Here is a 23,874-nt window from a genome sequence, read left to right on the forward strand (position 1 = left end):
GTCGCCATGACGCACCTCCGTAGCAAGCGCTTGCCCGTCCTGTGTGACGCCGCCACCCCTTTGGACCCATCGGAAGAGAGCCGACCTATGAAGACCAGCATCCGCAGAAACAGGCGTGCCGCACTGGCCGTCGCCCTGGGCTCCGTGCTCGCGCTGACCGCCACCGCCTGCGGCGACGACGGCAGTGGCGCCGCGGGGGACAAGGGCGGCGAGGGGTCCGGCAAGGGCACGATCACCTTCTGGGACAACAACGGCGGTGTCCGCACCGACATCTGGAAGCAGATCATCGCGGACTTCGAGAAGAAGAACCCCGACATCAAGGTCAAGTACGTCGGGATACCCGCGGCGAGCGCCCAGTCCAAGTACGACACCGCGATCCAGGGCGGCGGGCTGCCCGACGTCGGCGGGGTGGGGACGGCGGTGCTGGCCGAGGTGGCGGTGCAGGGGGCGCTGGAGCCGCTGGACAGCCGGCTCAAGTCCAGTTCCCTGAACGGCAAGTTGAGCCAGAACCTGCTCGACGTCAGCAAGAGCGCGGGCGGCGGGGACACGCTGTACCAGATTCCCACCTCCGCCAACAACGGCACGCTGTGGTACCGCACCGATCTGTTCGAGGCGGCCGGACTGGACGCGCCGACGACCTGGTCGAAGTTCTACGCCGCCGCCGACAAACTCACCGACAAGGCGAAGAACAGGTTCGGATTCACCATTCGCGGTGGCGAGGGCTCCATCGCGCCCGCGTTGGACGCGGTGTACGGACAGACCGGGATCACGTCCTTCTGGGACGGCGACAAGACGACCGTCAACGACCCCAAGAACGTTGCCGCGTTGGCGAAATACGTCGGGCTGTTCAAGAAGGACACCCCGTCCGCCGACCTCAACAACGACTTCACGAAGATGGTCGCGCAGTGGGACAGCGGCACGATCGGGATGCTGAGTCACAACCTCGGGTCGTACCAGGACCATCTGAAGGCGCTGGGCGCGGACAAGTTCAAGGGAATTCCCAATCCGACGCTGGACGACGGAACGCGTGTGCAGATCTCCAACCCCGTGGACGGGCTGAGTCTGTTCAAGTCCGGCAAGAACAAGGAAGCGGCCTGGAAGTTCATCGAGTTCGCGGTGTCCGCGGCGGAGAACTCCAAGTACAACGAGTCGGCCGGGCAGGTGCCGGCCAACACGGACGCGGCCGACGCGGCGTGGATCCAGAAGTCCGAGCCCACGCAGCTGGCGGCGGCGGCGCTGAACGGGGCCGACACGAAGATCGTGCAGCTGCCGTACTACCTCCCGGACTGGAACACGATCTCCAAGGCGGACAACGAGCCGAACTTCCAGAAGCTGCTGCTGGGGAAGATGACGGCGAAGGAGTTCCTGGACACGTTGGCCGACCAGTTGAACAAGGCGCAGGCGGACTGGAAGAAGAACCACTGAGTCGGGTGGTTGCGGATGGCGGGGGACTGCCGGGCGGCTCGTGGCTGGTCGCGCAGTTCCCCGCGCCCCGAAAGGACATGCACCTCAGCTGCGTTGAAAGGCACCCCTGTGTCCTTAAGCCGTAGGCAGGTCACCCTCGCGGCGCTGGCCGCCGTTCCTCTTCGACCCGGAGGGCCGAAGGGTCGCACGCTCTACATCGCCGGTGATTCCACCGCCGCCCAGAAGTACTCCACCGAAGCTCCGGAGACCGGCTGGGGAATGGCACTGCCCTTCTTTCTGGGGAAGGACGTCAAGGTCGCCAACCAGGCCGTGAACGGGCGGAGTTCGAAGAGCTTCGTCGACGAGGGGCGGCTGGACGCGATCCTCTCCGTGATCCAGCCCGGTGATCTCCTCCTCGTGCAGTTCGCGCACAACGACGAGAAGAGCGAGGACCCCACTCGCTACACCGAGCCGTGGACGACGTACCAGGACCATCTGCGGCTGTACGTCGAAGGCGCCCGGGCCCATGGCGCCCGGCCCGTGCTCGCCACCCCGGTGGAGCGGCGCAGGTTCGACGCGGACGGCGACGCGCTGCCGACGCACGGGGACTACCCGGCGGCGATGCGGGCGCTGGCGCGGGAGGAACGTGTCGCGCTGCTCGACATCGAGGCGCTGTCGCTCGCGCTGTGGCAGCGGCTCGGGGTGGAGGAGACCAAGGTCTACTTCAACTGGACCGGCACCGAGCAGGACAACACGCACTTCAATCCGCCCGGCGCGATCGCCGTGGCGCGGCTCGTGGCGCGGGAGTCGCTGCGCACCCGGGTGCTCGCGTCGCGCGATGTCGTCCGGCTGCACGAGGACATTCCGACGTCCTGGATCACCTGGCCCGAGGCGACGGACGCCCCGGTCCTCTGAACAAGGAGACCCGCACAGTGCGTACACAGAAATGTCATGGACGCGTCATAGCGGTGCTGGTGGGCTGCACCGCCCTGGCCCTCGCCGTCACCACGACCACCGCCCAGGCCCGTCCCCGCCCCCTCGACCGGCAGACCCTCGGCGCCGCCGACGGCTGGGCCTCCTACGGCACCGGCACCAGCGGCGGCGCGACGGCCACCCCCGATCACGTCTACACCGTCTCCGACTGGGCCGACTTCAAGGCCGCGTTGGCCGCCGCCGGCACCGCGCCGAAGATCATCAGAGTCAAGGGCGTGATCGACGCCAACGCCGACGGCTGCGACTCCTTCGCCGCGCCCGGCTACGACTTCGCCCAGTACCTCGCCACCTACGACCCCGCCGTCTGGGGCTACGACCGGAACCTCGACAACGAACCCGACGACAGCCCCGAGGGCCTGCGCCGGGTGTCGGCCGCCACCCAGGGCAAGGCCATCAAGGTGTCCGTCCCCGCGAACACCACCATCATCGGCACCGGCGGGAACGCCGGCTTCAAGGGCGCCAGCCTCCAGATCACGGCCGTCGACAACGTCATCGTCCGGAACCTCTCCTTCGAGAGCCCGCTCGACTGCTTCCCCCAGTGGGACCCGACCGACACCGCCGTCGGCAACTGGAACTCCGAGTACGACAGCGCCGTCATCTACGGCTCCACCCATGTGTGGCTGGACCACACCACGTTCACCGACGGCGCCCACCCGGACAGTTCGCTGCCCACCTACTTCGGACGGATCTTCGAGCAGCACGACGGTGAACTCGACATCGTCAAGGGCGCCGACTACGTCACCGCCTCCTGGAACGTCTTCACCGACCACGACAAGACGATCCTCATCGGCAACAGCGACAGCGCCTCCACGGCCGCCGTCGACCGGGGCCATCTGAAGGTGACGCTCCATCACAACCTCTTCGCCGACCTGGTCGAGCGCGCACCCCGCGTCCGCTTCGGCCAAGTCGACTCGTACAACAACCACTTCGTCGCCGAGCCGGGCTACGGCTACAGCTACGGCATCGGCCTGGAGTCCCAACTCGTCGCCGAGCACAACGCGTTCACGGTCCCGTCCGGCATCGACGAGGCCACCATCCTCAAGAAGTGGTCCGAGGCACCGCTCACCGCCGACGACAACTACGTCAACGGCAGGCTCACCGACCTGATCGCCGTCCACAACGCGGGAGTCCCGACCGAGATCCTCCAGTCGGGCGCGGGCTGGACACCCACCCTGCGCACGAAGGTCGACCCCGCGAAGGCCGTGCCGTTCCTCGTCGACCGGGGCGCGGGCGCGGGCCGTCTGCGCTGACACCACTCCGGACACCGGGCCGGTCCCGACCGGCCGGCCCGGCACCCGCGCCCACCTCACGAGCCGCACCGCGAAGGAGCACCCGCATGCCCTCGCACCACTCCCTCCAACCGCCCCTGTCCAGAAGGGGATTCCTCCGGGCGAGCGCCGGCGCGGGCCTCGCGCTCGGCCTCGCCACCGCCCCCGCCCTCGCCGTCGGCGGACCCCGCCCGTTCGGCCGCTACGGCTCACCCGCCGCGCGCCTCACCCCGCTCACGCTGTACGTCGACCCGCGCGGCCGGGGCGACTTCACCACCGTCCAGTCCGCCGTGAACGCCGCGACCGGTGCCGGACACACCCTGGTCCTGGCGCCCGGCGTCTACCGCGAGACGGTGATCACCGGGGTCACCGACCCGGCGACCGGCCGACTCGGCGCCGCCGCCACCGAGATGACCTGGATCGGCGCGAGCGAGGACCCGCGTGACGTCGTCATCGTCTACGACAACGCCAACGGCACCCAGAAGCCCGACGGTTCGGGCACCTACGGCACCTCCGGGTCGGCGACCACGACTCTGCGCACCGACGGCTTCACCGCCCACCGGATCACCTTCGCCAACGACTGGCTGCGCGCCGACCACCCCGGCATCACCGGCACCCAGGCGGTCGCGGTCAAGGTGCAGGGCGACCGCTCGGCGTTCTTCGACTGCCGCTTCCTCGGCCACCAGGACACCCTGTACGCCGACTCGTCGGCGCTCGGCGTCTTCGCCCGGCAGTACTACGCGCGCTGCTACGTCGAAGGGGATGTCGACTTCGTCTTCGGACGTGCGACCGCCGTCTACGACCGCTGCCACTTCCGTACCCTGGACCGCACCGACCTGGCGACGGCACCGTACGGCTTCGTCTTCGCGCCCTCCACGGCGGTCGCGAACCCGCGCGGCTACCTCGTGACGCACAGCCGCGTCAGCGGTCAAGCCCCGCCCGGCTTCTACAAGTTGGCCCGCCCCTGGGTGCCCGGCTCGGACACCACCGCCCGTCCGATGCTCACCGTGCGGAACACACTGCTCGGCCCGGGGATCGACGCGGTGGCGCCCTACACCAACATGTCGGACACCTACCCCTGGCAGAGCCAGCGCTTCGCCGAGTACCGGAACACGGGGCCCGGTGCCGTGATCAGCGTGCCGGAGAACCGGCCCCAACTCACCCCCGCACAGGCCGAGTCGGCGACCCGCGAGGCGTATCTCGGCGACTGGGTCCCGGGGCGGAGGCGCTGAGATGGCCGTGCCCAGACGCACCCTCCTGACGGGGATCGCCGGTGGGCTGGTGGCCGCCGGTGCCGGGCCCGCCGCAGGTCTCGGCCGTCGTCGTGTGCTGCACGTCCGGCCCGGTGACTCCGTGCAGGCCGCCGTCGACGCGGTGGCCGGCGCCGGCTGGACGATCGTCGTGCACCCGGGGACGTACCGCGAAGTCGTCGACGTGCCGGTGGAAGCGGGCGAGTTGACGTTGCGCGGTGCCACGCCCGACCCGCGTGACGCCGTCATCGTCCACGACAACGCCAACGGGACGCCGAAGCCGGACGGTTCGGGGACGTACGGCACGGCGGGCTCCGCGACCTTCACCTCGGCGGCGCCCGGACTGACCGTACGGAACCTCACCCTCGCCAACGACTGGCTGCGCGCGGACCATCCGGAGATCACCGGGACCCAGGCGGTGGCCGCGTATGTGACGGGCGACCGTTCACGGTTCTCGCGGGTCCGCCTCCTCGCCCACCAGGACACGCTGTTCGCGGACACGTCGGCGCTGGACGCCTTCGGCCGGCAGTACTTCTCGCGCTGCTACGTCGAGGGGGACGTCGACTTCGTCTTCGGGCGGGCGACGGCGGTCTTCGCCGACTGCCACTTCCACACCCTCCAGCGGGACGTGGCCTTCACCCCCAAGGGCATGGTCTTCGCCCCGTCCACCGCCCGCGCCAACCCGCACGGCATCCTCGCGGTCCGCTCGCGGATCACCTCCGGCGCGGAGGACGCCGCCTACAAGCTGGCCCGGCCGTGGGTCCCGTCGTACGAGACGACGGCCTGGCCGTCCCTCGTCGTGCGGGACTCCTGGATCGGGCCCGGCATCGACCCGGTCGCGCCCTACACGAACATGCGCGACGCCTATCCCTGGCAGTCGATGCGCTTCGCCGAGTACCGCAACACAGGGCCGGGCTCCGTGATCACCGTCCCGGAGAACCGGCCCCAACTGCCGCCCGCCGAGGCCGGTCTGCACACCCCCGCCGCCTACCTCGGCGACTGGCGACCCGTCCTCTCCCCCTGATCGACGAAAGGACCCGCACGTCATGCGTCGTATCAGCACCTTCACCGCGCTCGCCGTGACCACGGCCTCGCTCGGACTCGCCGTGCTCGCCACCCCGGCACACGCGGCGACCGTCGTGGTCAGCAACTCCACCGATCTGACCAGCGCCATCAAGAACGCCACCGCCGGCACGGTCATCCAGGTCCGCGGCGGCACCTACTATCCGACGGCCACCCTCCAGTCGACGGCCAACGGCACCTCCTCGGCGCCGGTCACCCTCACCGCGTACGGCTCGGAGACGGTGAAGATCGACGGCTCGTCGCTGCCGTCGGGATCCTGGATCTTCAAGCTCACGGCCGACTACTGGAACGTCTCCAACATCACCTTCCAGAACTCCCCGGACAGCGCCGTCGTCTGCCAGTCCTGCACCGGCACCAACTGGAACAACGTCAAGACCATCAACGGCGGCGACTCCGGCTTCACCCTCACCGGCGACGGCACCGTCAACAACACGGTCAAGAACCTCGACTCGTACGGCAACTACGACGCCGCGACGCACGGCCAGAACGCGGACGGTGTCGCCATCAAGTTCGGCTCGGGCACCGGCAACCTCGTCACCGGCGCCCGCCTGTACAACAACTCGGACGACGGCATCGACCTCTGGTCCTTCTCGTCGCCGGTCACCATCGAGCACAGCTGGTCCTTCGGCAACGGCGTCAACCGCTGGGGCGACTCCGCGTTCGAGGGCAACGGCAACGGCTACAAGCTGGGCGGCAACGGTGTCACGGTCGCCCACGTCGTCAACAACTCGGCCGCCTGGGGCAACGCGGGCAACGGCTTCACCGAGAACTCCAACACCGGCGCGATCGTCATCAACCGCACCACCGCCTACGCCAACAGCGGCGCGGGCTACTACTTCGCCACCAGCTCCGCCAAACTCGGCAAGAACCTCGCCGTGAGCAACGGCGGCGGCTCAGTCTCCAAGGGCTCCGCCGTCACCTCCGCCGGCAACAACTGGGACTCCGGCGTCTCCACCCCGTCCTTCGTCTCCACGGACGCCTCGACGACGTACAACGCCCGCTCGTCCAGCGGCACCCTGCCGTCCACGACGTTCCTGACGACGGGCAGCACGACGATCGGCGCGACGATGAACTGACCCGGCACGCGGGCCCGGTCCGGGTGCCGCCGGCCCGGGCCCGCACGACCCCGGGGGGAAGCCGACCAAGGGAAGGTCAAGTGGGGCCCATGGGCGGGTAATTGGCCGCCTTGTGGATTCCGTATCGATCGGATAACGCACCTCGCGTCCGGCGCGTGATGCGCGTAGACAGTCTCTGACCTGGTGCAGCACCCATCGGAACCAGATCCGGAGATCCCATGCGGAAGTCCCTCAGAGCGGCCGCCCTCGGCGCCGCGTGTGTCGTCGCTGGTGCCGCCCTGTACGGCAGTGGCGTCGCCACCGCCGGCCAGTCGACGGCCAACTCGACCCACGAGCCGTACAACATCGGCCTGTTGACGAAGGACATCGACACCTACTACGGCACCACGCTCGACAGCAACGGCGTCTACCAGGCCTCGGCGACCAGCCCCTACGCCAAGGACCTCGCGCGCATCGACGCGTCCGCCAAGAAGTACATCGACCAGGCGGCCCGCAAGCACCACAGGGGCGCCAAGCCGGCGGTCGTCTTCGACATCGACGACACGCTGCTGCTCAGCCTGGACTACGAGAAGAAGAACAACTACGGCTACAGCTCGGCCACCTGGGCCGCGTACGTCGCCCAGGCCAACCGCCCGGAGGTGTTCGGCAGCCCCGAGCTGGTCCGGTACGCCGCGTCCAAGGGCGTCACGGTCTTCTACAACTCGGGTCTCAGCGAGGCGCAGCGCACCTCCGCGGTCGACAACCTGAAGAAGGTCGGCGCCGACGTCAACCTCGACGCCGACCACATGTTCCTCAAGAACACGGCCAACCCGCCGTCGTACCTGAGCGGTTGCGCGACCGCGGGCACCTGGACCTGCACCACCGTGCAGTACAAGTCCGGCACCCGGAAGCACATCGAGTCCCTCGGGTACGACATCATCGCCAACTTCGGCGACCAGTACTCGGACCTCGACGGGGGCTACGCCGACAAGACGTACAAGATCCCGAACCCGACGTACTTCGTGAGCTAGATCCCTTTCCGCGCACAACGCGACGCCCCTGCCGATCGTCACCGGCAGGGGCGTCGCTCTGCTGACCGAGGGGGGTCGGGTCAGCAGGTCTGTGCGGTCGGACGTCGTGCCGGGCTGTGGAAGCCCGCACCGGAGAGGACGTCGAAAACGAACGTGTGGTTGTTTCCGTGCCGGGAACCCGCCGGGACTACGGCGTCCGGGCCGCGAAGCCGCCCTGCACCGCGAGCTGCCGGCCGGCCGCCGTGCCCGCCGCCGCGTAGCTGTCGTCCCTGGCGTCCCGGCCGCCCCGATCATGGTTGTACTGCCCGGCGAAGACCCACTCCCCGACCGCGACCGTACGGCCCTGTCTGAGCACCCACGTGTAGACGAGGAAGCCGTCCTGCTCGGTCACGGTCTGCGTGAAGTCCTGCTCGGGCAGCGAGCGCCAGGCGCCCGACGAGGTGACCCCGCCGGTCTGCCTCACCTTCAACCGGACCGTGAGCGCGGTGAGTTGCTTCGTCGTCTTCAGGGTGATGTCGCTCTGCGCCCAGAAGTCGTTGCTGCCCGGGTCGATCGAACCGTCCGACCAGAGCGGGCCGTCCTGGGTGCCGGAGGCGGCCGGCGGCGCGGGAGGCGCGGAGGTCGACGGGGTCGCGGGGGCGGTGGGCGAGGTGCTTGCCCCAGGGGTGCCGTGCGTGGTGTCCGAGCCCGAACTCGGTTGCGGAGCACCGGAGTCGGCCGGTGTACGCCGGGTCGCGTCCGGTGACGGCGTGGGTGTCGGGGTGGGGGAGACGGACACCGTCTGCTCGGCGGGGGAGCCGCCCTTCACCGCGGACGCCACCGCGTAGCCGCCGACCGCGAGGACGCCCGCCACCGCGGCCGTCGCGCCGGCCACCCGCACCCAGCCGAACACGGGCGGCCGGGTGGCCCGGTGGTCGGGGCGGGACCGCGCGGCCATCCCGCGTTCGAGCCGGGCGAGGACGCGGGAGCGGTCGGGCTCGTGTCCCTCGGCCGCCTCGTGCAGCCGGGCGATCAACTCGTCGTCGCGCACGTCCTGGTGCCTCATCGGGTCCTCCCTCCGCTCTCGCCGCCACGTGCCAGCGCCGCGTGCATCCGCAGCGGAGGGCTCTGCGGTCCGAGCAGCCGCTGCAACTCGGCCATGCCCTTCGACGTCTGGCTCTTCACCGTACCGACGGACACACCGAGGGCGAGCGCGGTGTCCTTCTCCGACAGGTCGAACGCGTGCCGCAGCACCACACAGGCCCGCTTGCGGAACGGCAGCCTGCGCAGGGCCTCCTGGACGTCGACCACGCCGGCCACGTCCGGGTTCTCGGCCCTCTCCTCGCGCTGCGACCAGAACAGGGCGACCCGGCGCCGCTCGCGCACCGCGCTGCGGATCCGGGTGCGGGCCAGGTTGGCGACGACTCCGCGGGCGTAGGCAGCCGGATGGTCGGCGGCGCGCACCCGGTCCCAGCGGTGCCACAGCGCGAGCAGCGCGTCGGCCGCGAGATCGTCGGCGGCGTCCGCCTCGCCCGTCAACAGGTGGGCGAGGCGCGACAGTTCGGCGTAGTGCCGCTCGAAGAAGGCGTGGAACTCCTCGGAGGCGGCGTCGTCGACGACAGTGCCCACGGCGAACCTCTCCTCCGCTGCGGTGTGTGCGTGTCATGTAGCTGACATGTGTGGATGCGGGGGTGTCCCGGCGAGATCCGGAAGCGTAGCAGTGCTCAACCGGACCATTTGGTACGGACCTTCGAACAGTGTCTGGCAGGCCGACCGCGAAGGGACCGGCCGACCCCGATTCCGTAACACGGGGAAAACCTGAAACAGGTTCAACGCGGGAACAATCCAGCCAGCATCCGCGCACCGATCATTGAGCCACGAGGAGTACCCGCATGTCCGAGTCACAGAAGGTGGCCGACCGGCCAAGTGCCGAACCACCGGCGGCGAACGGTGTCGACCGGTTCTTCAGGATCTCCGAACGGGGATCCACCTTCGGCCGTGAGATACGCGGCGGCTTCGCCACGTTCTTCACGATGGCCTACATCCTTGTCCTGAACCCGATCATTCTGGGCAGCGCCAAGGACAAGTTCGGGCACTCGCTCGACACCGGCCAACTGGTCACCGCCACCGCCCTGGTGGCCTGTGTGATGACGGTCATCATGGGCGTCGGCGGCAACCTGCCGCTCGCCATCGCGGCGGGGCTCGGCCTCAACGCCGTCGTCGCCTTCCAGCTGGCGCCGCTGATGAGCTGGCCCGACGCGATGGGCCTCGTCGTCATCGAGGGCGTCCTGATCTGTGTGCTCGTCCTCACCGGACTGCGCGAGGCGATCATGAACGCCATCCCGCAGCAGCTCAAGCAGGCGATAGGCGTCGGCATCGGGCTGTTCATCGCGTTCATCGGCTTCGTCGACGCGGGCTTCGTCAGCCGCATACCGGACGCCGCCGACACCACGGTCCCGGTGCAGCTCGGCGCCGTCGGCCATCTCACCGGCTGGCCCGTCCTCGTCTTCTGCCTCGGTGTCCTGCTCACCATCGCGCTCGTCGCCCGCAAGGTGAAGGGCGCGATCCTGATCAGCATCGTCACGATGACCGTCCTCGCGATCATCATCAACTCCGTCGCCGACATCAAGAGTTGGGGACTGATGACCCCCAAGGTGCCGGACAAGATCGTGGCCGCGCCCGACTTCGGGCTCATCGGCCACTTCAGTCTCTTCGGGGCGTTCGGCGAGACCAGCGCGATCACCGTGGTGCTGCTGATCTTCACGCTGATCCTGTCGGACTTCTTCGACGCGATGGGCACGATCGTCGGTATCAGCGCGGAGGCCGGGCTCCTGGACGAGGACGGGCAGGTGCCGAACATCGGGCGCGTGCTGTTCATCGACGGCGCCGCCGCCGTGGCCGGCGGCATCGGGTCCGCCTCCTCCAACACCGCCTACATCGAGTCGGCCTCGGGCGTCGGCGAGGGGTCCAGGACCGGGTTCTCCAACCTGATCACCGGAGGGCTGTTCGGGCTGGCGCTGTTCCTCACGCCGCTGCTCACGATCGTGCCGCTCCAGGCCGCCGCGCCCGCGCTGATCGCCGTCGGCTTCCTGATGATGACGCACGTCAAGCACATCGACTGGGACAGGTACGAGATCGCCATTCCGGCGTTCCTCACCATCGCCGCGATGCCGTTCACGTACTCGATCACCGACGGGATCGGCGCGGGCTTCATCTCCTACGTCGTGATCAAGGCGGTCCTCGGCAAGGCGAAGGAGGTCAACTGGCTGCTGTGGGGCGTGTCCGCGCTGTTCCTCGTGTACTTCGCCATCGACCCCGTGGAGCAGATTCTCGGTGTGAAGTAGCGTCCGGCGACGGCGAAGCGGCCGGTCGGACTCAGTGCTTGAGGGCCGCCTCCATCATGGCCTTGGCCACGGGGGCGGCCAGGCCGTTGCCGCTGATCTCCGACCGTGCCGCGTTCGACTGCTCCACGAGCACCGCCACCGCGACCTGCTTGCCGGACGAGTCGGACCTGCCGTACGCGGTGAACCAGGCGTACGGCGACTGGTCGTTGTTCACACCGTGCTGGGCCGTGCCCGTCTTGCCGCCCACGGTGACGCCCGAGATCCGCGCGTTCGTGCCGGTGCCGTCGGTGATGACCGACTGCATCGCGGACTGGAGCTGCTGTGCGGTGCGGGAGCTGACGATCTGCCGGGTGGTCGCGCTGTCGTCGTAGTTCTTCAGGACATCGCCGCCGCTGTCGGTGGTCTCCGACACCATGTGCGGCGAGACCAGCTTCCCCTCGTTGGCTATGGCGGCCGACACCATGGCCATCTGGAGCGGGGTCGCCGTCACGTCGTACTGGCCGATACCGGTCAGGGCCGTGGACGACTGGTTCATGTTCGTCGGGTACACACTTGGGTACGCCCGCACCGGGACGTCCAGCTTGTCGTCGTTGAAGCCGAACTTCTCCGCCATCGCCCTGACCTTGTCCTGCCCCAGGTCCACGGCCATCTTCGCGAACACCGTGTTGCAGGAGTATTCGAGCGCGACCCGGATCGAGGCGTTCGTGCAGGGCGCGGACGAGCTCTCGTTCCGCAGCGGGGTCACCGTGCCCGGCAGGGTGTACGGCGACGGGCTGGTCGTCTTCTCGTCCACCGAGGAGTAGAGCCCGCTCTCCAGGGCCGCCGCCGCCACGACCAGCTTGAACGTCGACCCCGGTGGCAGCGGCTGGCGCAGCGCGCGGTTGGTCAGCGGCTTGTCGGCGTCCGCCGTGAGCTTCTTCCAGGCCGCACCCGCGGTGTCGGCGTCCGTCAGGGACGAGGGGTCGTAGGACGGGGTCGAGACGACGGCGAGGATCTTCCCGGTGCTCGGATCGATCGCGACGGCGGCGCCCTTCTTGTCGCCGAGCGCGCTGTACGCGGCCTTCTGCACGGCCGGGTCGATCGTCGTGACCACGTTGCCGGGGGCGGCCCGCTCGCCGGTGACCGTGTCCATGACCGTCTTCAGGCCGTTGTCCGTGCCGTCGAGGAGGTTCGCGTAGATCCCCTCCAGCTGCGTCGGCGCGTAGGCCTGCGAGGCGTAGCCCGTCACCGCCGCGTACAGCGTGCCGTCCGTGTACGTGCGTCTGTACGCGAGGTCGCTGCTGCTCTCCGTCCGGGCCGAGCCGGTGATCGCGTTCCCGGCCACGATGATGTTCCCGAGCGGGTTCGCGTACATCGCGATCATGTTCCGCCGGTTGTCCTTGTCGTCCGCGAGGGCCTGGCCTTCGTAGAACTGCACCCAGGTCGCCCGCGCCAGGAGGGCGAGTACCAGGAGCAGTGCGAAGACGGAGGCGCGCCTGATCGTCTTGTTCATCCCGCTCTGAAGACGACCGGACGGGACCGAAACGTTCCCTGACGTCGCCGTTTTTCATCGAGCGCTCATGAACTCAGCGGCCGTTCAGGAAGCAGGAAGCCGGCCGCCGCCCGGGCACCCGGCGGTCCGCTACGGCTCCAGCGTCAGCACCAGCTCGTCGATCTCCTCGCCCCGCGCGTTCGCGAATCCCCGGTCGTGCCCGGTCACGCGGAACCCGCACTTCTCCAGCACCCGCCGCGAGCCCGTGTTGTCGGCGGCCACGCGCGCGTGCAGCGGGCGCCCGGGCTCCTCGGCGATCAGGTCGCGCAGCGCGGCCGTCGCGATGCCCTTGCCCCAGTAGGCGCGGTCGATCCAGTACGTCACCTCGCGCTCGCCCGGATCGCCGTAGACCGCGGCGCTGCCCACGACGTCGCCGTCGGCCAGGACCGTGCGGTTCAGCACGCCGGGCAGGGCGCGGACGCGCGTCCAGTGGGCGTCGAAGGCGTCCCGGTCGGTCGGGTCCTCCGCGGTGAAGGCGGCCATCCGGACGGACTCGGGGTCGTTCGTCAGCCGGAAGAAGACCGGCAGGTCACTGTCGTGGATCGGGCGGAGCGAGACCTGCATGGGTTCAGAGCCTCCGGGTGGCGAGCGTGAGCCGGTCACGGGCGTCGAACAGGGCGTCCTTGACCATCTGTTCGTGCGCGGGCGTCAGCCGCGCCACCGGCACCGAGCAGCTGATCGCGTCCCGCGCGGGGGTGCGGTACGGGATCGCCACGCCGAAGCAGCGCAGACCCAGCGTGTTCTCCTCGCGGTCCACGGAGAAGCCCTGGTCGCGGATCTGGTGGAGCTCCTCGATGAGCTTCTCGCGGTCGGTGATCGTGTGCTCGGTGAGCGCGGGCAGGGTCTCCGGGAGCATCTTGCGGACCTGCTCGTCGGAGTACGTGCTCAGCAGCGCCTTGCCCAGCGAGGTCGAGTGCGCGGGGAGCCGCCGGCCGACGCGGGTGAAGGGCCGCAGATAGTGCTGCGACTGGCGCGTGGCCAGATAGACGACGTTCGTGCCGTCGAGGCGGGCCAGGTGGATGGTCTCCGTGGTGTCGTCCGAGAGCCGGTCCAGGGTCGGGCGGGCCGCCGCCACGACCTCGTCGCCGTCGATGTAGGAGGTGCCCACGAGCAGCGCCCGCACCCCGATGCCGTACCGCGTGCCCGTCGCGTCCGTCTCCACCCAGCCCAGTTCCACCAGTGTGCGCAGCAGCATGTAGAGGCTGGACTTGGGATATCCGACGGCCTCCTGGACCGCCGCGAGGGAGTGCATTCCGGGCCGGCCCGCGAAGTATTCGAGCAGCTCCACCGTCCGCACCGCGGACTTGACCTGTGCCCCGCCGCCTGTCTCGCCTGCCGACATCGCCCTTGACCCCTTCGTTCGACGGGAAATAGTCTCCGAGAGCATATTCATCATCAGAGACAGCGTTCAGCATATCGAACGACCCTGATGAATGACCCAGAACCGCGGCATTACATCTGGAGGGACCCCCGGTGGCAGCATCACCAGTCTGGAGTGTCGACCCCCGAACCGGGAAGCAGCGGGAACAGGTTGCGGTGGAGGCCACAGCCCAGGAGGTGGACGCCGCCGTCCGCGCCGCGCACGCCGCGCGCGGTTCGCTCGCCGACCGTACCGTCCGCGCCGCCTTCCTGCGCGGTGCCGCCGACCAGCTCGAAGCGGCCAGGAACCAGCTGGTCGAGGTCGCCGACGCGGAGACCGCACTCGGCCCGGTCCGGCTGAACGGTGAACTGGCCCGTACCTGCTACCAGTTGAGGGCCTTCGCGGACATCGTCGACGAGGGCGCCTTCCTCGACGTGGTGATCAACCACCCCGACGACACCGCGACCCCGCCGATCCCGGACCTGCGCCGCTACAAGGTGCCGCTGGGCGTCGTCGCCGTGTACGCGGCCTCCAACTTCCCCTTCGCCTTCTCCGTCCCGGGCGGCGACACCGCGAGCGCGCTCGCGGCCGGCTGCCCGGTCGTCGTCAAGGCGCACCCCGACCACCCCGGCCTGTCCGAGCTGGTCGCGAGCGTGCTGCGCCGGGCCGCCGCCGAGCAGGGCGTCCCGGCCGGTGTCCTCGGCCTGGTGCACGGCTTCGAGGCGGGCGTCGAGCTGGTCAGGCACCCGCTGGTCTCCGCGGCCGGGTTCACCGGGTCCGTACGGGGCGGTCGTGCCCTCTTCGACGCGGCGTCGGCGCGGCCGGTCCCGATCCCGTTCCACGGTGAACTGGGCTCCCTGAACCCGGTGGTGGTGACCGAGGGCGCCGCGGCCGAGCGGGCCGAGGCGATCGGTACGGGGCTCGCCGGTTCGATGACGCTGGGCGTCGGGCAGTTCTGCGTGAAGCCGGGGCTGGTGCTCGTGCCGTCCGGCTCCGCGGGCGACGGACTGGTCAAGTCCCTCACCGACGCGGTCAGCGACACGGACTCCGGGGTGCTGCTGGACCACCGGATGCGGGACAACTTCCTCGCCGGCGTCACCGAGCGGGCCGGACTGCCCGAGGTGGAGTCGCCGGTGACGCCGGGGGCGGGGAGCGAGCACACGGTGAGCCCCGGCTTCCTCACGGTCCCGGCGGGGAGGCTGACGGCCGAGGGTGCGTACGACCTGCTGCTGGAGGAGTGCTTCGGGCCGGTCACGGTGGTGGCCCGCTACGACGACGACGCGCAGGCGAACGCCGTGCTGTCGCGACTGCCCGGGAACCTCACGGCGACCGTCCACCTGTCGGCGGAGGAGGCGGCCGGGGAGGGGCGCGGGGCGGAGATCCTCGCGGAGCTCACCCCGCTGGCCGGGCGAGTGCTCGTCAACGCGTGGCCGACGGGGGTCGCGGTGGCGCCCGCGCAGCAGCACGGGGGGCCCTACCCGGCCACCACGTCCACCTCGACCTCCGTCGGCGGTACGGCCATCGAGCGGTGGCTGCGGCCCGTCGCCTACCAGAACACCCCTGAAGCACTGCTGCCGTTGGAGCTCCGGGACGCCAACCCCCTGGGCCTGCCCCGGCGTTACGACGGGCGTCTGGAGCGCTAGCGCTTGTCGGGGTGCGGTGATCCACGGCCCCGCACCCTGACAACGTCTTCCCCGGCCTGAGATGATGAACCGATGGACGTAGAGCTCTCCGAACTGCCGTTTCCCCTCCGTACCTACGGGCCCGACGGGCACTGGTCCTCCGAGGACGGTGTGCTGACGGGGTGGGCCGGTCCCCGGCAGGACCGGTTCGTGCCGCCCACCGGGGAAGGGCTGGAACCCGCCTCCGACGCGCCCCGGTTGCTCGGGGCGCCGCACGGGGACTTCCAGCTGATCGCCCGTGTCACCGTCGGGTTCGCGGGGTCGTTCGACGCCGGGGTGCTGTACGTCCACGTGGGGGAGCGGGCCTGGGCGAAGCTGTGTCTGGAGTACTCGCCCGACGTGCCCACCGTGTGCACGGTGGTGACGCGCGGGCACTCCGACGACGCCAACTCCTTCACCGTGGACGGGAGTTCGGTATGGCTGCGGGTCAGCAGGACCGGGCGGGCGTTCGCCTTCCACGCGTCCCGGGACGGCAAGAAGTGGATATTCGTCCGGCTCTTCACGCTCGGTGACGAGAAGGAGACGGATGCCGCCCTCGTCGGGTTCATGGCCCAGTCGCCGATGGGCGAGGGATGTGTCGTGACGTACGACCACCTTGAGTTCAGGCCCAGTTGGCCGAACGATCTGCGCGACGGAAGCTGACGAAGTCCCCACCCGGAAGCCGGAGGTCCCGCACGGGGGAACCGGAGGGGCCGGGGCCACGTCATCGGTTGCATGATCAGTGACCGAGTCAGTCGAGCCCGGGTGATCCGTACGGCCCTGCCCGCCGAGGCGGAGAGCGTCGCCGCGCTGCACGCGCGGGCCCGGGCGACGTACTACCCCGACGGTGTCCCGGAGGACGGGCAGGACTGGCTCGCCGCCTGGCGCGGAGTCATCGAGCGGCCCGACGCCCATGTGCTGTGCGTCGTCGAGAGCGGCCGTATCGTCGCCGTCGCCTCCTTCCGCACGCCCGAGGGCGGGACGGCGGACACGGTCAAGCTGTTCCAGTTCCATGTCGAGCCCGAGCGGTGGCGCTCCGGGCTCGGCACGGTCCTGCACGCGGCCTGCGTCGAGCAGTGGCGGGCCGACGGGCGGCGCGGCGCCGTGCTCGACGTGCACGTCGACAACGAGCGGGCGCAGGCGTTCTACGTCCGGCAGGGATGGGTCGCGGAGCCGGGCGACGGCGGGCACCACCTGGGGATGCGGCTGGTGGTGGCGGGGGAATGAAGCGAGATGCTTGAACGTTCACGGGGGAGACGGAGGGAGTCTCCGTCCCTCCGTACGTCCTGGAAAGAGCCGAAGAATGCGCGTCGAGATCTGGTCCGACATAGCCTGCCCGTGGTGCTACGTGGGCAAGGCCCGCTTCGAGAAGGCGCTCGACGCGTTCCCGCACCGTGACGGCGTCGAGGTCGTGCACCGGTCCTTCGAGCTGGACCCGGGCCGCGCCAAGGGCGACACCCAGCCCGTGCTCACGATGCTCACCAGGAAGTACGGGATGAGCGAGGCGCAGGCGCAGGCCGGTGAGGACAACCTCGGCGCGCAGGCCGCCGCCGAGGGGCTCGACTACCGCACCCGCGACCGCGACCACGGCAACACCTTCGACATGCACCGCCTCCTCCACTTCGCCAAGGAGCACGGCCGCCAGGACGAGCTGATCCAGGCCCTGTACCGGGCGAACTTCGCCGAGGAGCGGTCCGTGTTCGGCGACGACGAGCGGCTCGTCGAGCTGGCCGTCGGTGCCGGGCTCGACGCGGAGGACGCCCGCACGGTGCTCGCCGACCCGGCCGCGTACGCCGACGACGTCCGCGCCGACGAGCGCGAGGCCGCCGAGCTGGGTGCGAACGGCGTCCCCTTCTTCGTCCTGGACCGCAAGTACGGCGTCTCCGGTGCCCAGCCCGCCGAGGTCTTCGCCCAGGCGCTGACCCAGGCGTGGGGCGAGCACGCGCCGCTCAAGCTGATCGACGGCGGGACCGGCGGCGGCGACGCGGAGGCGTGCGGGCCCGACGGATGCGCGGTGCCGCAGGCCTGACCCCCGTGCGCCCGCGCCGGAAAGGTGCTGGTCAGGGGCGCTCGGCCGGTCACGTATAAGCGTTCCTTAGTGGATCCACGTAAAAATCCGCAATGGACGAGGGCTCTCCGGCGCCGCAGAGTGGGGGCATGGAGACCTTCGAGAGCCTCGTCCGCGCCGAGTTCGCCCCGAAGAACACCTACCTCAACACCGCGAGCACCGGCCTCCTCCCGGCCCGTACCGTCGCCGCGATGCGGACCGCCATCGAGGCCGCCGCGGTCGGTACGCCGACCGACATGTTCGACGACGTCGAGGCGTCCCGCGCCGCCTTCGCCCGGCTGACCCGGGTACCGGCCGGCCGGGTGGCGGCCGGGGCCTCGGTCGCGGTGTACAGCGGGCTGATCGCCGCCGCCCTGCCCTCGGGCGCCGAAGTCCTCACCGCCGAGGCCGACTTCAGCTCCGTGGTGAACCCCTTCCACATGCGCCCCGACCTCAAGGTGCGCGCGGTCCCGCTGGAGCGGATCGCCGAGTCGGTACGCCCCGGCACCGCGCTGGTCGCGGTCAGCGCCGCCCAGTCCGCCGACGGCCGCGTCGCCGACCTGCCCGCGCTGCGGGCGGCGGCACAGGAACACGGGGCGCGTACGTACGTCGACGCGTCCCAGGCCGCCGGCTGGTTCGACCTCGACGCGGGCGCCTACGACTACGTCGCCTCCGTCGGCTTCAAGTGGCTGTTCTGCCCGCGCGGGGTCGCCTTCCTGGTCACCCCGGAGGACTTCGGCGGCCTCGACCCGATCTTCGCCGGGTGGGTCGCGGGCGAGGCGCCCTGGGACAGCTGCTATGGCCCGGTCGAGGAACTCGCCCACTCCGCCCGCCGGTTCGACGAGAGCCCGGCCCTCTTCTCCTACGCCGGAGCCCGCCACTCGCTCGCGCTGCTGGAGGAGGTGGGGCTCGACGCCGTGCGCGCCCATGACCTGGCCCTCGCCGACCGCTTCCGCGCGGGGCTCGACGCCCTCGGGCACGAACCGGTGGCGTCGCCCGGGTCACCGATCGTCTCCGTGCCCGGACTCGGCCGCAGGCAGCGGGAGTTGAGCGCGGCCGGGATCGAGGTCTCCGACCGGGCCGGGAACCTGAGGGCGGCCTTCCATCTCTACAACACCCCCGGGGACGTCGACCGGCTGCTGGCGGCGCTGGCCGGCTGACCCGCGGAAGGGCACCCCGGTCACGGTGACCGGGGTGCCCTCGCGGTGAGCCGCCTCGCCGTCACCTCACCGGGGTGAAGTCCCGGGCGCCGATGAACTCGGGGCGTCGTACCGGAGCCGCGAACGGCTCGACGGCCTTGTTCTCCACGCTGTTGAACACGATGAAGACGTTGCTGCGCGGGAATGGCGTGATGTTGTCGCCGGAGCCGTGCATGCAGTTGCAGTCGAACCAGGTCGCCGAACCGGCCCTGCCCGTGAACAGCTTGATGCCGTACTCGGATGCCATGCCGGTCAGCGCCTCGTCGGACGGCGTACCCGCGTCCTGCATCTGCAGCGACTGGCGGTAGTTGTCCTCGGGGGTCGCGCCCGAGCAGCCGAGGAACGTGCGGTGCGAGCCCGGCATGATCATGAGGCCGCCGTTGGTGTCGTGGTTCTCGGTGAGCGCGATCGACACGGACACGGTGCGCATGTTCGGCAGGCCGTCCTCGGCGTGCCAGGTCTCGAAGTCCGAGTGCCAGTAGAAGCCGCTCGCGCCGAAGCCCGGCTTCACGTTGATCCGCGACTGGTGGACGTACACGTCCGAGCCGAGGATCTGCCGGGCCCGTCCGACGACCCGCTCGTCGCGTACGAGGCGCGCGAACACCTCGCTGATCCGGTGCACCTCGAAGACGGACCGGATCTCCTTGGACTTCGGCTCGACGATCGACCGCTCGTCGGCCCGGATCGCCGGGTCCGTGACCAGCCGCTCCAACTCCTGCCGGTAGACCTCGACCTCGTCGTCCCGGAGGAGTTCCTGCATGGAGAGGAAGCCGTCGCGCTCGAAGGCCTGGAGGTCGGCCGTCGGGATCGGTCCCGGGGTGTCGGGGGAGCCCCAGACGACGGGGTCCTTGCGCGGGACGGACACCTCGGTGGTGCCGCGGCTGGGGTACAGGTCGGTGACGCTGGTGACGGTGGTCATGCTCGTCACACCTCCTCGGGCTCGGTCAGCAGCGGGTAGACGCCGTTCTCGTCGTGGTCCTCCCGTCCGGTGACGGGCGGGTTGAAGACGCAGATGCAGCGGAAGTCCTCCTTGATCCGCATCGTGTGCCGTTCGTGGCCGTCGAGGAGGTACATGGTCCCGGGCGTGATCGTGTACGTCTGCCCGGTCTCGTTGTCGGTGAGTTCGGCGTGGCCCTCGACGCAGACGACGGCCTCGATGTGGTTCGCGTACCACATCGACGTCTCGGTACCCGCGTAGAGGATGGTCTCGTGCACCGAGAAACCGACCCGCTCCTTGGCGAGGACGATGCGCTTGCTCTCCCAGGTGCCGGACGCGGACTTGATGTGCCGGTCGGTGCCTTCGAGTTCCTTGAACGAACGGACAATCACGGTGTGGTGACGCCTCCTTGACGCAGTATCAGATGGCGGTGCGAGGGTGCGGGTGCGGGGTCAGGCGGTCTCGCGCACGGCGCGGGCGAGGATGCTCAGGCCCTCGTCCAGCTCCTCGGGGGTGATGGTCAGCGCGGGCAGTAGCTTGACGACCTCGCTCTGCGGGCCCGACGTCTCGACCAGCAGGCCGAGTTCGAAGGCGCGGGCGCAGATCCGGCCGGCGCGCTCGGGGTCCTTGAACTCGATGCCCCAGACCAGGCCGCGGCCCCGGTACTCCTTGATGTCGGCGAGGTTCTCCTCGGTGATCGAGATCAGCCCCTGCTCGACCTGCTCACCGCGGGTCCGGGTCTGCTTCTCCATCGCGGAGCCGTCCGCCCAGTACGTCTCCAGGGCGGCGGTGGCGGTGACGAACGCCGGGTTGTTGCCGCGGAACGTGCCGTTGTGCTCGCCCGGCTCCCAGATGTCCAGCTCGGGCTTGAACAGGCACAGCGACATCGGCAGGCCGTAGCCGCTGATGGACTTGGAGACGGTGACGATGTCCGGGACGATGCCGGACTCCTCGAAGGAGAAGAACGCGCCGGTCCGTCCGCAGCCCATCTGGATGTCGTCGACGATCAGCAGCATGTCCTGGCGTTCGCACAACTCGGCCAGCGCGCGCAGCCATTCGGGGCGGGCGACGTTGATGCCGCCCTCGCCCTGCACCGACTCGACGATCACCGCGGCGGGCTTGTTGAGGCCCGAGCCCTGGTCCTCCAGCAGCCGCTCGAACCACAGGAAGTCGGGGACCTTGCCCTCGAAGTAGTTGTCGAACGGCATCGGCGTGCCGTGCACCAGCGGGATCCCGGCGCCGGCGCGCTTGAAGGCGTTGCCGGTCACGGCGAGCGAGCCGAGCGACATCCCGTGGAAGGCGTTGGTGAACGAGACGATCGCCTCGCGCCCCTTCACCTTCCGCGCCAGCTTCAGCGCGGACTCGACGGCGTTGGTGCCGGTCGGGCCCGGGAACATCACCTTGTACGGCAGGTCGCGCGGGCGCAGCACCAGGTCCTGGAAGGCCTGGAGGAACGCGCGCTTGGCACCGGTCGACATGTCGAGCCCGTGCGTGACGCCGTCGCGTTCCAGGTAGTCGATCAACGCCCGTTTCAGGACGGGGTTGTTGTGCCCGTAGTTCAGCGAGCCGGCGCCCGCGAAGAAGTCGAGGTAGGCGTGGCCGTCCTCGTCGTACATACGGCTGCCCCGGGCCCGGTCGAAGACGGTGGGCCAGCCGCGGCAGTAGCTGCGGACCTCGGACTCCAGGGTCTCGAAGACGCTCAGATCGGGCTGGGTGATGGTCACGCGGATGGCTCCTCGGTGTGGGGATGCGGGTGGCGGGCGTCGGTCGAGGGCTCAGTGGCCCAGCGGGCCGATGCGGTAGAGCACCTCGGGGTCGTGCGGTCCGTCCGGGAAGTCACCGGCCTCGAACAGGACCGTGCGCTCGACGGGGGCGCCGTGGCGTTCGGCGTACGACGTGAAGAGGCGCTCGGAGGCGGTATTGCCTGGCGTGATCGTGGTCTCGACCTCGGTCACGCCGTACTCCTCCGTGACCCGCTCGGTGAGTGCGTCGAGCAGGCGCGCGGCCAGCCCGCGACCGCGCTGCGCGGCGTCGACGGCCACCTGCCACACGAGCAGCGTGCCCGGCCGCTCGGGCCGCACGTACCCGGTGACGAAGCCGACCGGTTCACCGCGCTCGTCACGGACGACGACCGAGGTGTGCGAGAAGTCCCGGCACCACAGCAGATAGCTGTACGACGAGTTCAGGTCGAGGGCGTTCGAGTCCTTGGCAATACGCCACAACGCGGCGCCGTCGGCCACCGTGGGGCGGTCGATGTGCAGGTCTGCTTGGGTGGCAGTCATGCGAATTGAATTTACCGAGGGAAATTCTAAATTGCATGGAGGGAAAGGGTTACGTCTGAGGTGCCACTGTGTTATCACGCGGGCGAGTGCATGAGATATGTACGGTTTTGACCGTCAGGTAACGGGTGAATCGGGCACCTTGTGTAATGGGTCACAAGGGTGTGACCCGCACGAAATCTGCGCGAATTATTTGCGTTTGAGTGCCGGGAAATCGGGCAGGAGGAAAGGGGAAGCTGCCCCGCTGAATGCGGTGATTAAATTCCCGGGAATTGTGATGCAATTCCCGGGAGGCGTCGGCCGGTGATTGCCGTCATGATCCGGTGACGACCGTCATGCCCGCTGCTCGGCCAGTGCCGCGCCCAGGGCCGCCAGCGACTTCCGCACCGCCTCCGCCGTCGCGTCCACTCCGTAGTGGTTGACCCGGATCATCTCCGCGGCCAGGGCGCCGCCGCCCGCCGCCAGCGGCAGGGCGGGGTCCGCCTTCAGGGCCCTGGCCACCAGGTCCGAGGCGACGACGCCCGGCGGGGTCCTGAGGGTGGTGGCGACGGGAGCCGCCTCCGAGGCCTTGTGGACGTACGGTTCGAGACCGCCGCCCAGGGCGAGCACGCCCGCCCGGGTCGCCGCCGCGGCCTCGGCGTGGCGGCGCATCACCGTGTCCAGGCCCTCCGACTCGATCCGCTCGACGCAGGCCTCCAGGGCCAGCATCTCCAGCTGGGCCGGAGCGTGCGGCAGGGCTGTGCGGCCGGCGTCCGTCCAGCGGTCCTTCCAGTCCAGGAGGGAGAGGTACGAGCGGCGCGGAGCCCCGGGGTTCGCGGCCATGCGGGCCCACGCCCGCTCGCTCACCGACACCGCCGAGACCCCCGCGGGACCGCCCATCGCCTTCTGTGCCCCGATCACGCACAGGTCGACCCCCCACGCGTCCGGCAGCACCGGCTCCGCGCCGATGGACGCCACCGCGTCGACGTAGAAGATCGCGCCGTGCGCCCGCGCGATCTCGCCGATCTCCGCGACCGGATTGGTGTTGCCGGTCGCCGCCTCCGCGTGGACGAGGGACACGAAGTCGATCCCGGGGTGCGCGGCGAAGGCCTCCCGGACCTGGTCGGCGGTGATGGCCGTGTGGAACGGCACGGAGAGGTCGATCACCTCGGCGCCGCAGTCCCGCAGCCAGTTCCCGAAGGTCTGCCCGTAGGGGCCGGTGATGACGTTCAGCGCGAGCGTGCCCGGACCCGCCGTCGAACGGATCGCCCCCTCCAGCGGCAGCAGCGCCTCGCCCTGCATGATCACGACATCCTGCTCGGTGCCGAGCAGCCGGGCCACCCGGTCCTCGATCGCGGCGAAGTGCGCGGCGCTCAGCGGGGCCAGGTCGAGGAAGGGATGGGTCATGGCGGTGCTCTTTCGCTCGCGGGGAGGGGCCGGGCGGGACGGTCCTGATCGACGGAGACGAGCGTAA

Annotated in this window: 23 protein-coding genes; 13 read left to right on the top strand and 10 right to left on the bottom strand. The window is 69.9% G+C overall.

Translation table 11 applies throughout. From position 1 onward, the window contains the following. Positions 1–87: 87 nt before the first annotated feature. The 7 genes from ACIPTO_RS25920 to ACIPTO_RS25950 all read left to right on the top strand — a co-directional run bounded on the left by ACIPTO_RS25920 (position 88) and on the right by ACIPTO_RS25950 (position 8,084). Positions 88–1,425: a sugar ABC transporter substrate-binding protein gene (locus ACIPTO_RS25920; RefSeq protein ID WP_366319412.1), complete on the top strand. Its 1,338-nt coding sequence runs from the start codon at positions 88–90 to the stop codon at positions 1,423–1,425. A gap of 108 nt (positions 1,426–1,533) precedes the next feature. Beyond that, entirely contained in the window at positions 1,534–2,319 is a 786-nt protein-coding gene (locus tag ACIPTO_RS25925; protein ID WP_401195975.1) for a rhamnogalacturonan acetylesterase, read from the top strand. A gap of 17 nt (positions 2,320–2,336) precedes the next feature. Then, positions 2,337–3,647: a polysaccharide lyase family 1 protein gene (locus ACIPTO_RS25930; protein ID WP_401195977.1), complete on the top strand. Its 1,311-nt coding sequence runs from the start codon at positions 2,337–2,339 to the stop codon at positions 3,645–3,647. Positions 3,648–3,733: 86 nt separating this feature from the next. Beyond that, positions 3,734–4,897, top strand: a complete 1,164-nt coding sequence (locus tag ACIPTO_RS25935) for a pectinesterase family protein (RefSeq protein ID WP_401195980.1) — start codon at positions 3,734–3,736, stop codon at positions 4,895–4,897. Between the two features lies 1 nt (position 4,898). Further along, positions 4,899–5,939, top strand: a complete 1,041-nt coding sequence (locus ACIPTO_RS25940; RefSeq protein WP_401195982.1) for a pectinesterase family protein — start codon at positions 4,899–4,901, stop codon at positions 5,937–5,939. 22 nt (positions 5,940–5,961) lie between these two features. Next, positions 5,962–7,074 carry a right-handed parallel beta-helix repeat-containing protein gene (locus tag ACIPTO_RS25945; protein ID WP_366319406.1) on the top strand — a complete coding sequence of 371 codons (1,113 nt, stop codon included), beginning with the start codon at positions 5,962–5,964 and terminating at the stop codon, positions 7,072–7,074. Between the two features lie 218 nt (positions 7,075–7,292). After that, on the top strand, positions 7,293–8,084 hold the full coding sequence (locus ACIPTO_RS25950) for an HAD family acid phosphatase (RefSeq protein WP_401195985.1): 792 nt from the start codon (positions 7,293–7,295) through the stop codon (positions 8,082–8,084). A 187-nt stretch (positions 8,085–8,271) separates the two neighbouring features. On the opposite strand, the gene ACIPTO_RS25955 is transcribed toward ACIPTO_RS25950, so the two are convergent. Continuing rightward, positions 8,272–9,129 carry a hypothetical protein gene (locus tag ACIPTO_RS25955; protein ID WP_401195987.1) on the bottom strand — a complete coding sequence of 286 codons (858 nt, stop codon included), beginning with the start codon at positions 9,127–9,129 and terminating at the stop codon, positions 8,272–8,274. Continuing rightward, on the bottom strand, positions 9,126–9,692 hold the full coding sequence (locus ACIPTO_RS25960; RefSeq protein ID WP_366319400.1) for a SigE family RNA polymerase sigma factor: 567 nt from the start codon (positions 9,690–9,692) through the stop codon (positions 9,126–9,128). Before ACIPTO_RS25960 ends, ACIPTO_RS25955 begins: the two co-directional genes overlap by 4 nt. Positions 9,693–9,955: 263 nt before the next feature. Here ACIPTO_RS25960 and ACIPTO_RS25965 point away from each other — a divergent pair, with 263 nt between their 5' ends. After that, positions 9,956–11,407 carry an NCS2 family permease gene (locus ACIPTO_RS25965; protein ID WP_366319398.1) on the top strand — a complete coding sequence of 484 codons (1,452 nt, stop codon included), beginning with the start codon at positions 9,956–9,958 and terminating at the stop codon, positions 11,405–11,407. A 31-nt stretch (positions 11,408–11,438) separates the two neighbouring features. Here ACIPTO_RS25965 and ACIPTO_RS25970 read toward each other — a convergent pair whose 3' ends face one another. The 3 genes from ACIPTO_RS25970 to ACIPTO_RS25980 form a co-directional block, all read right to left on the bottom strand. Then, complete coding sequence (locus tag ACIPTO_RS25970) at positions 11,439–12,899, bottom strand: peptidoglycan D,D-transpeptidase FtsI family protein (RefSeq protein ID WP_401195991.1); 1,461 nt, start codon at positions 12,897–12,899, stop codon at positions 11,439–11,441. 129 nt (positions 12,900–13,028) lie between these two features. Next, positions 13,029–13,502 carry a GNAT family N-acetyltransferase gene (locus tag ACIPTO_RS25975; RefSeq protein WP_401195994.1) on the bottom strand — a complete coding sequence of 158 codons (474 nt, stop codon included), beginning with the start codon at positions 13,500–13,502 and terminating at the stop codon, positions 13,029–13,031. A 4-nt stretch (positions 13,503–13,506) separates the two neighbouring features. After that, on the bottom strand, positions 13,507–14,280 hold the full coding sequence (locus ACIPTO_RS25980; RefSeq protein WP_366319392.1) for an IclR family transcriptional regulator: 774 nt from the start codon (positions 14,278–14,280) through the stop codon (positions 13,507–13,509). Between the two features lie 131 nt (positions 14,281–14,411). Here ACIPTO_RS25980 and ACIPTO_RS25985 point away from each other — a divergent pair, with 131 nt between their 5' ends. The 5 genes from ACIPTO_RS25985 (at position 14,412) to ACIPTO_RS26005 (ending at position 19,166) form a co-directional block, all read left to right on the top strand. Next, positions 14,412–15,941 (top strand): aldehyde dehydrogenase (NADP(+)), encoded by a 1,530-nt coding sequence (locus ACIPTO_RS25985; RefSeq protein ID WP_401195997.1) that lies wholly within the window; start codon positions 14,412–14,414, stop codon positions 15,939–15,941. Between the two features lie 72 nt (positions 15,942–16,013). After that, positions 16,014–16,622, top strand: coding sequence for a DUF1349 domain-containing protein (locus tag ACIPTO_RS25990; RefSeq protein WP_401196000.1), 609 nt, complete (start codon positions 16,014–16,016; stop codon positions 16,620–16,622). 72 nt (positions 16,623–16,694) lie between these two features. Continuing rightward, positions 16,695–17,186: a GNAT family N-acetyltransferase gene (locus ACIPTO_RS25995; protein ID WP_401196002.1), complete on the top strand. Its 492-nt coding sequence runs from the start codon at positions 16,695–16,697 to the stop codon at positions 17,184–17,186. 76 nt (positions 17,187–17,262) lie between these two features. After that, positions 17,263–17,988 (top strand): DsbA family oxidoreductase, encoded by a 726-nt coding sequence (locus ACIPTO_RS26000; RefSeq protein WP_366319384.1) that lies wholly within the window; start codon positions 17,263–17,265, stop codon positions 17,986–17,988. A 128-nt stretch (positions 17,989–18,116) separates the two neighbouring features. Continuing rightward, positions 18,117–19,166, top strand: a complete 1,050-nt coding sequence (locus ACIPTO_RS26005) for an aminotransferase class V-fold PLP-dependent enzyme (RefSeq protein WP_401196005.1) — start codon at positions 18,117–18,119, stop codon at positions 19,164–19,166. A 61-nt stretch (positions 19,167–19,227) separates the two neighbouring features. On the opposite strand, the gene thpD is transcribed toward ACIPTO_RS26005, so the two are convergent. The 5 genes from thpD to ACIPTO_RS26030 form a co-directional block, all read right to left on the bottom strand. Beyond that, a complete protein-coding gene (thpD, locus tag ACIPTO_RS26010) occupies positions 19,228–20,124 on the bottom strand; it encodes an ectoine hydroxylase (RefSeq protein ID WP_401196007.1) in 897 nt (298 codons plus the stop codon). Positions 20,125–20,129: 5 nt separating this feature from the next. After that, complete coding sequence (locus ACIPTO_RS26015; protein WP_329555627.1) at positions 20,130–20,534, bottom strand: ectoine synthase; 405 nt, start codon at positions 20,532–20,534, stop codon at positions 20,130–20,132. Between the two features lie 60 nt (positions 20,535–20,594). Continuing rightward, positions 20,595–21,866: a diaminobutyrate--2-oxoglutarate transaminase gene (gene ectB, locus ACIPTO_RS26020; protein ID WP_366319375.1), complete on the bottom strand. Its 1,272-nt coding sequence runs from the start codon at positions 21,864–21,866 to the stop codon at positions 20,595–20,597. A gap of 51 nt (positions 21,867–21,917) precedes the next feature. Continuing rightward, a complete protein-coding gene (gene ectA / locus ACIPTO_RS26025; RefSeq protein ID WP_366319373.1) occupies positions 21,918–22,424 on the bottom strand; it encodes a diaminobutyrate acetyltransferase in 507 nt (168 codons plus the stop codon). A gap of 330 nt (positions 22,425–22,754) precedes the next feature. After that, on the bottom strand, positions 22,755–23,807 hold the full coding sequence (locus ACIPTO_RS26030) for a pyridoxal-phosphate-dependent aminotransferase family protein (protein WP_401196009.1): 1,053 nt from the start codon (positions 23,805–23,807) through the stop codon (positions 22,755–22,757). Positions 23,808–23,874: the final 67 nt, after the last annotated feature.

The sequence above is a fragment of the Streptomyces sp. NPDC090083 genome, from assembly GCF_044747445.1.
GTDB lineage: Bacteria > Actinomycetota > Actinomycetes > Streptomycetales > Streptomycetaceae > Streptomyces.